The following is a 12,739-nucleotide window of genomic DNA, read 5'->3' as shown; positions in this document are numbered from 1 at the left end:
CGCCCCGTTCCCGGTGCTAGCCATCGTCGCCCTGCCAGGACACGGAGACCTGCAGATGGCAGTTCGCCTTGCTCTTGGTGATCACCGCGCCCGCCTCGACGGCCAGTTCCACGCCGAACTCGACGGTGATCTGGTCGGGCCGAGCCTTGCGCAGCTGTTCGAGGGCTGCCTGCGCGACCTGGGTGACCGACTCCAAGGCTTCCTGCAAGGTCTGCGGTACCTCGCGAATGGCGTCCCCGATGCGACCGGCTTTCACCGGCCCCTCGATGCCGGCTGCCGTTTCCACCAGTACGGATCCCCCGCCCTCCAGCGGGATCCGGGCCAGAGATGTCAATGTGCCTCCTCGGTCACCCACGGGCGCATCAAGGCCCCGCCCAGCATCCGGTGGTCTCGGTACGAGCCGCAGCTCGGAGGGGGCCGTACGAGGCGGCCGGGCCCTGTTCCTGCTGATCAAGTTCGAGCCAGATGATCAGAAAGGTGCTGTCGCGGTTCCGACGAATCCGTACCAGCGCTCGTCGTAGGGAGTGGCGACGGCACGACTCTCCTTCAGCCGGTTGACTGCCCGTGTGCTGCGCTTCTTGTTTGTGGTTCTCGTCGACACCCGGTGACAGGCGCCGCGAGCGCCCTTTCGCAGGCGGGTGGCCCGGCTGGCGGACTTCTCCGGGATCGTGTGCCGGCTGCCCCGGCGCCGCGGGTTCTCCTGGCACGGCCGGCTTGCTGAGGGCCGGTCCGCGGCGCCGGCCGTGCCGAGTAGGAACGACGGGCGGAAGCGACCGTCGGCCTCACGTAGATCTTGCTGGTGAAGCCACCACGCGAAGGCCTAGTCTCCTGCGGTCCACCAGTTGGCAGCGGAGGTGGTGTCACTGGCTCCGGGGCATCGACCGACCGCTGATCAATGGGCATGACCACCGGCTTGTTCGCAGGTCGGGAGGCTCTGCGCAATGCGGCCGTGATCGGTCGGACGGTGACACACGTAAACCGCGCCCGACAGCCCGACTCGAGGGGACCATGAACTCCTTTGCCTGCCGCGAGGCCACGCATCTTCAGCTTGCCAGTGAAGCCGCTCGGGTGAATCCTGGATTTGTGGTATCCATCCGCTGGCAAATTCGCGCCATGTCGCAGCACCTGCTGATGTACGGCTCCTCGGTAGCCCTGGCTGCAGGAGGCGTACTGATACCCACCGACGCATCAGCGACCGCAGTGACGCCGCGCCGCGCCGCAGCGCCCGTGATGCCAGTCGCAATCAACCTTCCCGCCGTGGATTGGGCGCAGGTCACCGACACCCCGAGTGGCATCACCGCCCGACTTCCCGGCGAGGTAGAGGCCGTTGAATTCGGCGAATCGCCCTGCCGGGATTACTCGGCCGTAACGACGGAGCCTGTGACTGTTCTCTTTACCGTCTGCGATGCCCAGGCCCCAAAGATGAGTGACCTTCGCGTCGCGGCCGAGGGGGCAATCAGTGGTTTCCGTAAAGAATCTGGCAGCGCGGTCGTCAAGTCCAGCATGCAAGAGACAAAATTTAAGGGTCACCCAACCCTAGACCTCCGTCTTTCCACCAAGGAGGGCGACCCTGACAGCGCGATCAGCGCCTCCCGGTACATCGCCGACGACTCCCACTTCATCATGGCTCAGACTCTTAGCGATGCACAGAATGAGAAGTTGATGAACTCGATACATCAGCGGCTCATCAGTGAGATTCGCATTCCAGACTGACTCGTTCGGTGACCGTTCACCTTCTGGTGTTATTTGCCACAGCAGGTGACGAGGTTTTGCAGCGTTCTCCCTCGCCACCTGATGGGCAGTTCCAACCACCGACTTGGTGCCACGCGTTCCTTGACGCCCTCGGCCGCCCGAAACAATTGGCACCTACAGGCAGTCCCCGGGCGTTTCTCCTAATGGATGAGCCCTTCGGTCTGGGGAAAGACCGGGTCCTATGTGGTCCGGCGGACGAGTCGCTTGTAGCAGCAGATGGCGGCGGTGAGGCCGAGAAGGGCCGAGGCGCCAGGTTCCTCCCGGTCGAATGGCTCGCTCACCCGGACCTGGGCAGACCGCTCACCTCCCGCGCGGGCCCGGAGTCGAGGTCTCCGCGCCCGGGTGCGCGGTCGATCACGTCCCGGACGGGCAGCAGGCCAGCTGCAGTTGTCGTTTTCGCCTTCAGCCGCTGCACGTCGGCGTCGCCTTCGGCGAGTCGGCTCTGCACGTTTGTCGGCGCTGCGCCGCATCGGTACGGAGGTGGCCACTTACTAGGTGACCTGTAACAGCAAAGCCGGATTGATCGCCGTCGAAGCTGGCCCGAGGGCTGTCTGTACAGCGGCGATGCAAAGTCCGTCGCGCGATGTACGCAGGCCCGGCCACACTCGGAGGTCGAAAGAGTGTTGCAGCCATGGTCTGGCTGGTTAGGCTCCTCGGCTATGCAAATACACAAGCGTGCTGCCGTAGTCCTCCTGGCACTCGCCGTGCCCTCAGCTTGCTGCGCGGGGGCGTGGGTAGCGGCGTCTGCCCTGATCGGCTGCTCGCAGCGCGATGCGCACCTTGCCGGCGAACTGCAAGAGGACCCGATTCTGACTGCCGCGTGGCCCGGGTCCACCCAGGTCTCTGATCCCTACAGCGGGTGCGACGAAGACGACGGCTTCGCGTACGCCGGTCGGACCTTTGACCACCCCGGAAGTCGCGATGACCTCATCGCCCACTACCGGGTCACAGCAGCCCAGCACGGCTGGCAGCCCGATCCGAGCGAATCCATGGGCGGTGCGCACTGCTTCACTCGCCAGAAGGGCGACCTCACCATCCACCTTTCGATGTCCTTTCCCGACGCCTACAACATCCCGGGCGAACCCCAGGCGAAACCGAGCGAGTACACCATCGAACTGACAGCCAGCCACGACGGCAGCGCATGGTGCTGATCGACACCGCACCAGCCGGTGACTTCACGGGCAGGAGCCGGACAGGTACCCGACGAAGGGCGGCGGCCCCCGACGCCCAATGGACCCGTTCAGCACTCAATGCTGACGACGCCCCGGTCGCGCCGAGGACGGATCGCCGGTCCTGAGTCGCACGCCTCACGCCCCGTTTTCAGCCTCCCTGCTCGCCGTCCCTGCCTCGCGACTACGCCAACTCGGGCGTCCAGCCGGTCACGACTGGGTCCGCGACTGAGGCCTGGGCATGCGGGCGGCACTGCTGCAATTCGGCGTTGGCGCGCTCGACGCCGATCCGCTCCGCGGACTGCCGTCGGCGCATCTCCCGCCAGGTGTACCGCTCACCGAGGGAACGGGGTTGACCAGGCCCCGGTAACTCGCCGAGACGTGCACGAGAGACGCCGTAGAAGGCAGGATGGATCAAGGTCGCACGGGCCACTTCTCGTCCCCGCTGCCGGAGCATCAGGGCCTCAGTAGTCCGCCCACCCACCAGTCGTGCGGCTTGCCGTCGTTGGCGATGCTGCGATGGTGCAGCATCCCTTCGACTGTGAAGCCGAGTTTCTCGGCGACGGCACGCGAGCCGGTGTTCCCCACCATGGCCCACCACTCGATGCGGTGCACGTCGAGCGTGGCCCAGCCCCAGTCGCACAGGGCCCGAGCGGCCTCCAGCGAATACCCGCGTCCGCGCTGCTCCTTGACCGCCCAGTAACCGAGCTCCCAGACGCCGCGGCTGATGAGGGTCAGGCAGTACGAGCCGACCAGGGCGCCGGTGTCCTTGCGGAACGCGCCGAGGGTGTAGTCCTTGTCCTCGGCCCACTGAGCGGGCAGTTCCTCTCCGACGAGCTTCTCCGCGTCCTCATGCCGGTACGGCACCGGCACCGGTGTATAGAACTGGATGTCCTCGTCCTGACACGCTTCGTACACCGCATCCACGTCGGCAGGTGTGAAAGCCCGCAGCACCAGGCGATCGGTCTCAAGAGTCGCTGGCTCCATCGCGGCAGTATGACCACCATCAACGAGCGACGACCAGCGAATATCCCGACCGAACACCGCCCGCAACAACAATCCGGGCTGGTCAACAACCGTCGCAGCAACAGCAGATCAGCTGCCACCGCCCCGAGACGGAGCCGCGCCAGCATCCATCGCGGACCGCGCCGTAAGTGCCTGGGGTGAGCCCGCCATGAGAACTGTCGATGACCGAGCCCTTGGGGCGACGCCCCGGCGGGCCTGAGTATCGAAGGGGCGGCAAGAGACCCCCCGGTGGGGTCGCTGTCGAGCCGGACGACCACGGACTCGGTCGGCTCGCACGGCGGCCTGACCGCCAAGCCGCACCCTGGCCGTCAGGCAAGGCCCGAAGCCCATCTCCATCATGATCACAGCCGAAACCGGGGCGGACAGGATGGTGGCTCCCCTCAGTTCGAGCCCGTGCTGAAGAAGATCCGGATGCGTCACATCGGCCCTGCCAGGCCACACACCCGGCCCGACCGGATGCGCGCCGACAAGACGTACGCCTTCCACAAGAAACACGGCTCCCCCGGCGGCCGTTCGCCAGGACGGAGTGTCAGCGGTGGCCCAGCACGTTGACCACCCGGCCGTTGGGGTCACGGACGAAGAACCGGCGCACTCCCCACTCTTCGTCCTGCAAGGGGTGCACGATCTCCGCGCCGCTCGCCTGCATGACCTCGTAGGCCGCGTCCACATCGTCCACCTCGATACTCATGTCGGGCGTGACTGGGGCGGTCTTGTCGCTGGCCATGAAACTGACCTGCGCCGCCGGGCTGGACGGGGAGCCGAGCGTCATGATCCAGCCGTGATTCATGACCTCCTCGAACCCGAGCAGGCCGTAGAACTCCCGGCTCTCCTGCACAACCTCCGACTGGACATTGGGTACGACGCGGCGAATGGCCATCAACAACTCCAAGTGAAGAGACACGTCCTGAGGCTCTAGGAGTACTACTCCACACCCCTTGCCACACGCACTTTCGATAACACGCCGCAGCGCCTGCGCGGATAGGCGGCGTGGAGTGCCCCGGCAGCGAACCCGGCACAGGTATTCATGATCACGGTTGCGGCATGCTGTGATCAGTGGGGGCCCTGTGCCCGTACTCGCTCGTGACTGACCGGTCCGTTGTGCAACCGACTCTCGACGCTGCTGCCCGAGCGACCGACGGTCGATCCAGCCCATCCGCTTGGCTGTCACCGGCCCCGCGTTGTCTGACCGGCTCGCGCGGTGGTTACGCCACTCATGGGCGCAGAGATCGGGATTGTCTCCGAAACCGAGATCCGTGTCAGTCCTCGGCGGCGCTCTGGCCCGTGCACTGGGGTAGCGGGCACAGTCCGCTGCCGGCCGGCGCATGAAACTGCTGGACCAGAGCCGTGCGGAGCTGGACGAACTCAAAAAACAGCTGACCGCGAGCAGCTGGCCGAAGTGCGTACCGAGCAGGCGAACTACCACCTACCGAACGCGTCCGTCCTTGAGCAGATGGCCATCTGAGCGGACCCCAGGTCGCGCGGTGGGGGACGTGCCGAGACATGCGGCGTTGAGGCGAGTGTGGAACAGGGTGGTGCTTCGGCGCTGGGGCGACGGGCCGCCACCGGACGCCCACCCAAGCTGGACGAGTGGGTGCTACTGGGCTGGTGTAGCCTCTGCCGGATGACGGGCGTCCTCGGCGTAGTTGAACGAGTCTGGCGATATCCGATCAAGTCGACTGGCGGTGAGTTGCTCCAGCGTGTGGGCGCCGATGCGAGGGGGCTGCTCGGGGATCGTCTCTTCGCGGTGCGAGACAGCGCGGGCAAGTTCGGCTCGGGGAAGAACACGCGTCGCTTCCGCAGGATGCCCGGCCTGCTGCACCTGCGTTCCCGATACGCCGACGACGTCCACATCGACATCGACAACGTCGAACTGTTGGACTCGCAAGGCGTCGTTGTCCCCGACCCCACTATGTACCTTCGGGGCTATCTGGGCCGTGATGACGTCGAAGTAGCACGCGAAGGCACCGTCTCCCACTTCGACCAACTCCCGCTGAGTGTGTTGACCACGGCCACGCTCGATTGGGTGCGCTCGGTCGTTCCCGGGGTACCTGTCGACGAACGACGCTTCCGGCCGAATCTCCTGGTTCGAACTCCGCCCGGCACCCCTCCCTTCGTCGAGGACGAGTGGTTCGGGAGCAAGGCGCGGATCGGTGACGGCCTGTGCGTCGAGTTCGTGCGATCCAGCGAGCGATGCGTGATGATCAATGAGGCCCAGCAGGACCTGCCTCATTCGTCGCTGGTGTTGCGAGCCATCGCCAACGCCCACGAGACACGCCTGGACGCCTTGGCGGTCGTCACGGTTCCAGGGCTGGTGCAGACCGGGGACACCATCACCCTTCTCTAGTCTCCGCGAGAGGCCCAGGTCAGAGCCATTCGTCCATGCCGCCACCACTACGGTGGCCTCGTAGCGGACGGCGAGCTTGTCGTGGCGCGTGACGACGGTACGGTGCTGCCTGAGGCGATGGGTGCCGCCCTGCACGGCGTGGCGTGACCTTGCAATCCTCCTCGTCGAGCTTAGATGCCCGGCCACCGTACGAGCCTCGCTTCCTGCGGTTCGCGATCTGGTCGAGCCTTCTCCGGGATCGTGCAAGCGGATGCCGCGTCGGGGCAGGTATGCACGATGGGCCGCGGAGCCGCAGGCCTGACCGGGCGGGTACGCGGGCGGCCCGTACCGGGGCTCCGCTACCGCTTCGTGTGAACCGGCGGCCGACCGGTCTTGATGCCTACCAGCAAGCGCCGCCCACTGGACATCCGTCAGCTCTCCCCGAGCCACGCGAAGAGATCACCACACACTTGATCCAGTGTCCTGGCGATCGCGGACGGAGCCGCATGAGGCGTATGGCTGCGGTCGACGGGCCGAGATGGATGTAGCCGCACTTGGGGGTGCAGCCCCCGGGTGTAATGCCGGCGAGCCCCCGGCACGGCCGTCCGCGATCAGGTGGATCTTGGTTATGAGCGCGGGCGGCGGAACTTACCAGGCGTCGGCGGCGTGGTGGTGGTGCGCGCGCGGACGCGGAGTCGACCGAGAGGTCCCACTCGGCATCCACGAGATCGCCCCCCGCCCTCCCTACCACTCTCTGCCAACCACCCGGTGAAGACAAGACTGCACTTTTTGCTCTCCACCCCGGACACTCATTACCGGGCGGAGGTCTGCGCCGTCTCCAACGGGAGGACGCTCATGGCAGAGATCTGGGACCCGCACGGCAGCCTGCGGCGCACGTTGTGGATCGGCGGCGCGCAGTGGTCCGGCAAGACCACCGTGGCAGAGATCGTCGCCATGCGGCATGGCCTGACGGTGTATCACTACGACTATCACGACGCCCGCGGTCACCAGGATCGCCGGATCGCGCGCAGGGTCGCCCTGGGCGAGCCCCTGGGAGATCCCAGCCCCGACCATGTCTGGGTGGAACAGAGCCCGGAGGAGATGGCCTCCGAAGCGCTGGCCGGCTTCCCGATCCGCTTCGAGTGGGTGTTGGACGACCTGCGCGCATGGTTCACCGCTCGGCCGACGATCGCAGAGGGGTGGGGGCTGAGACCAGAGCTTGTGGCGCCCCTGCTCGACTCGCTCCGGCGCATGATCGTCCTCGTCCCCACCGAAGCCTTCCGCCGCCACCAGCTCCGTACCCTTCCGCGCGCGGGAGCCCTCAACGCCCTTGTCACGCACCCAGCCCGCGCCCAAGCCAACCGCATCGCGCGCGACCGGCTGATCGCCGAGGATGCGGCACAGAACGCCCGCCGTCTTGGCATCCGCGTCATCGAAGTCGACGGCACGCTCAGCGCGACGGAGGTGGCGGCCGAGGTGGCCGAGCACTTCGCCCCTTACCTGGGGTCGGCGCCGGCTGCGTGAACGCTAGGGCCAGTCGGAGTCGGTCTTAGGCTCTTGATCGCCAGGAGGCTGGCTGGCGTCTGCCGGGCCGCGGTGAGGACGGAGAGCGTCCGGGTGCCCGCTCGCCGGCCCTCCGCCATCGCCACCGCCCCTCCCCCGACCAGCGCTATCGCCTTCGTCTTCGCCCGGGGTCCGATCCACAACGCGCCGGGCGCCGGTTCGGCCGTTCGCGCCGCCGGCCACGGCCACGGCCACGCCTACGGCGATGCCCGCGCGCGCAGGTGCCCAGGGCCGCTGACCCGCGCCCTCCGGCCGGTCCGGCGGCGCCGCGTCAGGTGAGCGAGTCGATCCACCGTTCCAGGCGGCGCCCTTCGGCCGCCATCAGGTCGGGGTCGCGGAACGTGTTCGTGAGCAGGGAGATCCCTTGGTACGCCGCGACCAGGGCGACCGCGAGCTCGCCCGCGTCCTCGCGGCCCATGGCCCGGAACTGTTCTGCGGCCCAGTCGATGAGGTGCTGCATCACCTTGGCCACCGCCGCGTCGAGGCCGTCGGCCCGCTTGTCGAGTTCCGAGGCGAGGCTCCCGGTGGGGCAGCCGTACCGGGCAGTGACCTCGCGCTGTTCCACCCAGTCCCGCAGAAGCGCCTTCAGCCTCTCCTGCGGGGTGGGCAGTGCGTCGAGCGCTTCGATCGCGGTCCGCAGCCCCTGCATGTGGGCGTCGATCGCCGCCTCGACCAGCTCGTTCTTGGTCTTGAAGTAGTAGTACACGTTGCCGACCGGGACGTCCGCCGCGCGGGCGATGTCGGCGAGCGTCGTCTGTTCGACGCCCTTCTCGTGCAGCACCTGCGCCGCCGCGGCCGCCAGCCGTTCCCGCTTGCCCGATGAACGGCGGGCATTCGTTGAGTGAGTCACCTGACTAACTCTAGACGCCTGACGCGGCGCGGGCTACGATCCCGTTCTGAGTCGGTCAACTAACTTAGAAAAGGGCCTTCATGTTCGTTGTTACGGGTGCCACCGGAAACGTCGGCCGCGAGCTGGTACGGGTCCTCGTCGAGGCCGGCGAGCAGGTGACCGCCGTCTCCCGCCACGCAGAGGAACGCCCGGACGGTGTACGGCACTTCGCCGCCGACCTGGCCGACCCGCAGAGCCTGCGCCCCGCACTCGACGGGGCCCGGGCGCTGTTCCTGCTGGTGGCCGGCGAGGACCCGCAGGGCATCCTCGACCTCGCCAGGACAGCCGGAGTACGGCGCGTGGTCCTGCTCTCCTCACAAGGGGCCGGCACACGGCCGGACGTCTACCGCCACCCCGCGGCCTTCGAAGAGGCCGTGCGCCGGTCGGGCCTCGACTGGACGATCCTGCGGTCCGGTGGCCTGAACTCCAACAGCTTCGCCTGGGCCGGAACGATCCGCGCGGACCGTACGGCCGCCGCGCCGTTCGGCGACGTAGGACTGCCCACCATCGACCCGGCGGACGTCGCCGAGGTCGCGGCCGCGGTCCTACGCGGGACCGGCCACGCGGGCAGCACGTACGAGCTCACCGGGCCCGCCCCGGTGACTCCGCGTCAGCGAGCCGCCGCGATCGGCGAGGCCCTGGATACGCCGGTGCGGTTCGTCGAGCAGTCCCGCGAAGAGGCCCGCACGCGGATGCTGGCCTTCATGCCCGAACCGGTGGTGGAGGGCACCCTCGCCATCCTCGGCGAGCCGCTGCCCGCCGAGCAGCAGCCCAGCCCCGCCGTCGAGCAGCTCCTCGGCCGGGCACCGCGCACCTTTGCGGACTGGGCCGCACGCACCGCGGCCGCCTTCCACTGACCTCCCCGTACCCAGCAACCAGCAACCAGCAACCAGGACCTGCCACCAAACCCCGAGCCCCACCTCGCGACAGGAGTAACTCCCTTGCCCGTTCAGCCCGTTCTCGACTCCACCATGTACCACCGCGAACTCGGCGCGGGTGCGCCGATGGTCTTCCTGCACGGCAACCCGACCTCCTCCTACCTATGGCGCAACGTCCTGCCCGCCGTCGGCGCACCGCGCCGGCTGCTGGCCCCCGACCTGATCGGCATGGGCGAGTCGGGCAAGCCCGACATCGCCTACACGTTCGCCGACCAGGCCCGTTACCTCGACGCCTGGTTCGATGCGCTCGGCCTCGACGACGTGGTGCTGGTCGGGCATGACTGGGGCGGTGCCCTTGCCTTCGACTGGGCCGCCCGGCACCCCGGGCGCGTGCGGGGCGTCGCGTTCACCGAGACCATCGTCAAGCCGATGACCTGGGAGGAGTTCCCCGAGGGCGGCCGTCCGATGTTCCAGGCGATCAAGACGCCTCAGGTCGGTGAGGCCATGATCCTCGACGACAACGCCTTCATCGAGCAGGCCCTGCCCGGCACCGTCGCCGCCCCGCTCGACCCGGCCGACCTGGACGTCTACCGGCGCCCGTTCCCGACGAGGGAGAGCCGCCGACCGCTGTTGCAGTGGCCCCGCTCGATGCCACTGGGAGGCGAACCCGCCGACGTCGTCGCCCGGATCGAGGACTACGACAAGTGGCTGGCCGGCAGTACGGACGTACCCAAACTGCTGCTCACCTTCGCAGCCGGTCCCGGCACCATGATGGGCCCGGAGGTGGTCGGCTGGTGCGCGCGCAACATCGCCGCACTCGAGATCGAGCACCACGACGCGGTCGCCGGTCACCACACCCCCGAGGACCAGCCCCTCACCATCGCCGCCGCCCTCACCGCCTGGGCGGACCGGCACGCCCTGCGCTGAGGTACGGCCGCTCCCCCAGCCGTGGCCCAGGAGCGGCGTCGTACCGGCGATACGGAGCCAGTCGCCGGCTCCGGTCGGCTACCCGGCGGAAGTGCCGACCGGGAAGCCCTCGGCCGGGCCCCTCACCGGCAGACCTCGCAGGCGGCGAGCAGATCGACTGGACTGCGGCAGAAGCGGCGCTGGGCGCCAAGCTGCCCAGTGACTACAAGGCTCTGCTGGACACGTACCCGCATGATGCGGGGCCAGTTCGAGGCGTGCCCGCTCGGCAATGCGTCGCTGGGGAAGCGGACGGACACGTTCGTCAGCCGGCGAGAGCAACATCGACGGCCCAGAGCCGGACTGGACCCCTCTACAGGGGAGCCAAACCCCTACGCCCACATGTACCCCATCACCGAGGACTGGCCCTGATCAGGGCCGGACCGCCGCCGGCACGGGCTTCCGCCGCCGCACCACACGCGCGGAGATCCCCAGACCCACCGCTACGGGCAGCAGGCATATCCCCGCGAACAGCGCCAAGCCGAAGCCCATGGATATCGGGCTCCCCTGGCCTTCTTCGACCCCCGTCACGGCCGATTCCGGCAGTGTGCCCTTGTTGGTGTCCTGATGGAAGCGCGAGTCGGCGGCGTTGCCGCGGTTGTCGCCCAGGATGAAGACCCGGTCCTTCGGCACCTCGACGTCGAAGGGCACCCCACCGTCCCCGGGCGCGCCGTTCACGTACGGCTCGTCAAGCGGCTGACCGTTCAGGGTCAGGGTCGCGTTCCCCAGGGCGTAGGAGATGCGGTCGCCCCCCACCGCTACCACTCGTCCGAGGATCGGGCCCTGCATCCCCCACTCGCCGGAATCGTAGATCACCACGTCTCCGCGCCGGACCTCGGTCGGATCCTTGCGCAGGAGGATGAGGTCCCCCGGCATGACCGTGGGCCGCATGCTGTCGCCGGATTGATGCGTCGCGGTGAACGAGCTCAGCATGAACGCGATCGGTCCGCCGATCAGTGCGACGCCCAGCACCAGCAGGGCGATCGCCCCAATGCCCCTTCGGCGTCCGGGCTTGCGTGCCATCCGTACCCTCTCCCACCCGTGCGTATGGCCAGAAGACTACGGTCTGGCCGAAACCACACGACACGGGGCCCCCGGCCGCCCCCACGGCTCACCGGAGCTGGTTGACCTTGGCATGCCCGTGCTCACGCCGGGAGTTGTGCTGCCACGAGGGTCTGGCCGGTCGGAGTGCGGAAGTAGAGGACCGAGCGGCCTGCGCGTCGGCGCTGGGCCAGACGGGCCTCGCGCAGGATGCGCAGGTGGCGGCCCACCGAGCCCAGGGGGAGGCCGGTGAGAGCGACCAGTTGGGTCGTGCTCTTCGGGGTGTCGAGCAGGGTGAGGAGTTCGGCGCGGGCCGAGCCGAGTAGAGCGGCCAGAGCCTGTGGCGGCGGGGTGCGGAGGTCGTCGTCGGCCAGGACCCCCGCGCACGGGTAGACGACCGCGTACCGTCGGGCGGACCGCGAACGCCGGGGGGCGGCGGACGCGGCCAACGGGACGTCCCAGCACACCCAGCTCTGGCTCAGGGTGACCGGGACGAACATCAGCTGCCCGCGGGAGAGCTCCAGCGGTGGGCTGTCGCAGACGGTGATCTGCAGACGGTCGCCCCCGAGCCAGCGCATGTCCGGGCGCATCTCGTCCAGAGCGGTGGCCCAGCCGTGCAGTCCGAGCCGCGCGGTACGGGCGACGATGTCCGCCTCGATCATTCGAAGCCGGCGCGGCCAGGTGGGCTCGACGGCCTCGGTCCACACCCACTCCAGCAGGTCTGCGGCCCGCTGGGCCAGGTCGTCGCGGCGCAGGAGACTCGGCAGCGGGCCGTTCAGTGACTCCTCCAAGTCAGCGCGAACGCCCGCCGGTTCACTGCTGCGGATGTGCTCCACCTCCTCCGCGAAGGCGCGGCCCCCGTCGCCGAGGAGGGGCGTGGGAGTGAGGAAGGTTGCGTTCCACCGGCGCCCGAGCGCGGCCCTGACCAGGGTGGCGGTGACGGGGTCGCCGGCAAGACGGTCCCGGTAGCCGGAGAGGTGGGCGGCGAGCCACCGGTGCTCACCGACGTGGGCGCCGCGGCCGCGATGCAGGGTCTTCAGGCCGGCGAGCACCTCGGCCAGCGGAGAGACGACGAAACGGCTCCCGGCAAGAGTGTCCGTATCGACTCGCCACCAGCCCATTGGTTTCGCCTCCC

At 68.4% G+C, this 12,739-nt stretch carries 12 protein-coding genes; 6 read left to right on the top strand and 6 right to left on the bottom strand.

The genetic code is table 11. From position 1 onward, the window contains the following. Positions 1 to 16: 16 nt before the first annotated feature. Positions 17 to 334 (bottom strand): CU044_2847 family protein, encoded by a 318-nt coding sequence (locus ACF059_RS13190; RefSeq protein ID WP_392055515.1) that lies wholly within the window; start codon positions 332 to 334, stop codon positions 17 to 19. Positions 335 to 1,008: 674 nt separating this feature from the next. Here ACF059_RS13190 and ACF059_RS13185 point away from each other — a divergent pair. After that, positions 1,009 to 1,713, top strand: coding sequence for a hypothetical protein (locus ACF059_RS13185; RefSeq protein ID WP_392055512.1), 705 nt, complete (start codon positions 1,009 to 1,011; stop codon positions 1,711 to 1,713). A gap of 698 nt (positions 1,714 to 2,411) precedes the next feature. Next, entirely contained in the window at positions 2,412 to 2,903 is a 492-nt protein-coding gene (locus ACF059_RS13180; protein ID WP_392055509.1) for a hypothetical protein, read from the top strand. 474 nt (positions 2,904 to 3,377) lie between these two features. On the opposite strand, the gene ACF059_RS13175 is transcribed toward ACF059_RS13180, so the two are convergent. Further along, positions 3,378 to 3,908 carry a GNAT family N-acetyltransferase gene (locus ACF059_RS13175; protein WP_392055507.1) on the bottom strand — a complete coding sequence of 177 codons (531 nt, stop codon included), beginning with the start codon at positions 3,906 to 3,908 and terminating at the stop codon, positions 3,378 to 3,380. A 568-nt stretch (positions 3,909 to 4,476) separates the two neighbouring features. Beyond that, complete coding sequence (locus tag ACF059_RS13170) at positions 4,477 to 4,824, bottom strand: VOC family protein (RefSeq protein ID WP_392055504.1); 348 nt, start codon at positions 4,822 to 4,824, stop codon at positions 4,477 to 4,479. A gap of 744 nt (positions 4,825 to 5,568) precedes the next feature. On the opposite strand from ACF059_RS13170, the gene ACF059_RS13165 reads away from it, so the two are divergent. Together ACF059_RS13165 and ACF059_RS13160 are read left to right on the top strand one after the other, a co-directional pair. Then, a complete protein-coding gene (locus ACF059_RS13165) occupies positions 5,569 to 6,291 on the top strand; it encodes an MOSC domain-containing protein (protein WP_392055501.1) in 723 nt (240 codons plus the stop codon). Positions 6,292 to 7,125: 834 nt separating this feature from the next. Further along, positions 7,126 to 7,794, top strand: a complete 669-nt coding sequence (locus ACF059_RS13160) for a hypothetical protein (protein WP_392055498.1) — start codon at positions 7,126 to 7,128, stop codon at positions 7,792 to 7,794. Between the two features lie 310 nt (positions 7,795 to 8,104). Here the strand turns inward: ACF059_RS13160 and ACF059_RS13155 are convergent, their stop codons facing one another. Next, on the bottom strand, positions 8,105 to 8,683 hold the full coding sequence (locus ACF059_RS13155; protein WP_392055496.1) for a TetR/AcrR family transcriptional regulator: 579 nt from the start codon (positions 8,681 to 8,683) through the stop codon (positions 8,105 to 8,107). Between the two features lie 80 nt (positions 8,684 to 8,763). On the opposite strand from ACF059_RS13155, the gene ACF059_RS13150 reads away from it, so the two are divergent. Then, positions 8,764 to 9,579 (top strand): SDR family oxidoreductase, encoded by an 816-nt coding sequence (locus tag ACF059_RS13150; protein ID WP_392055494.1) that lies wholly within the window; start codon positions 8,764 to 8,766, stop codon positions 9,577 to 9,579. An 84-nt stretch (positions 9,580 to 9,663) separates the two neighbouring features. Beyond that, complete coding sequence (locus ACF059_RS13145; RefSeq protein WP_392055491.1) at positions 9,664 to 10,527, top strand: haloalkane dehalogenase; 864 nt, start codon at positions 9,664 to 9,666, stop codon at positions 10,525 to 10,527. 408 nt (positions 10,528 to 10,935) lie between these two features. On the opposite strand, the gene lepB is transcribed toward ACF059_RS13145, so the two are convergent. Both lepB and ACF059_RS13135 read right to left on the bottom strand, forming a co-directional pair. Continuing rightward, entirely contained in the window at positions 10,936 to 11,586 is a 651-nt protein-coding gene (lepB, locus tag ACF059_RS13140; RefSeq protein WP_392055488.1) for a signal peptidase I, read from the bottom strand. 122 nt (positions 11,587 to 11,708) lie between these two features. Next, positions 11,709 to 12,725 carry an ArsR/SmtB family transcription factor gene (locus ACF059_RS13135; protein WP_392055486.1) on the bottom strand — a complete coding sequence of 339 codons (1,017 nt, stop codon included), beginning with the start codon at positions 12,723 to 12,725 and terminating at the stop codon, positions 11,709 to 11,711. Between the last annotated feature and the right edge of the window lie 14 nt (positions 12,726 to 12,739).

It is taken from the genome of Streptomyces sp. NPDC016562 (assembly GCF_043076955.1).
Taxonomy (GTDB): Bacteria; Actinomycetota; Actinomycetes; order Streptomycetales; family Streptomycetaceae; genus Streptomyces.
The sequence above is the reverse complement of the archived record's forward strand: the minus strand, read 5'-3'. Positions and strand labels throughout refer to the sequence as shown.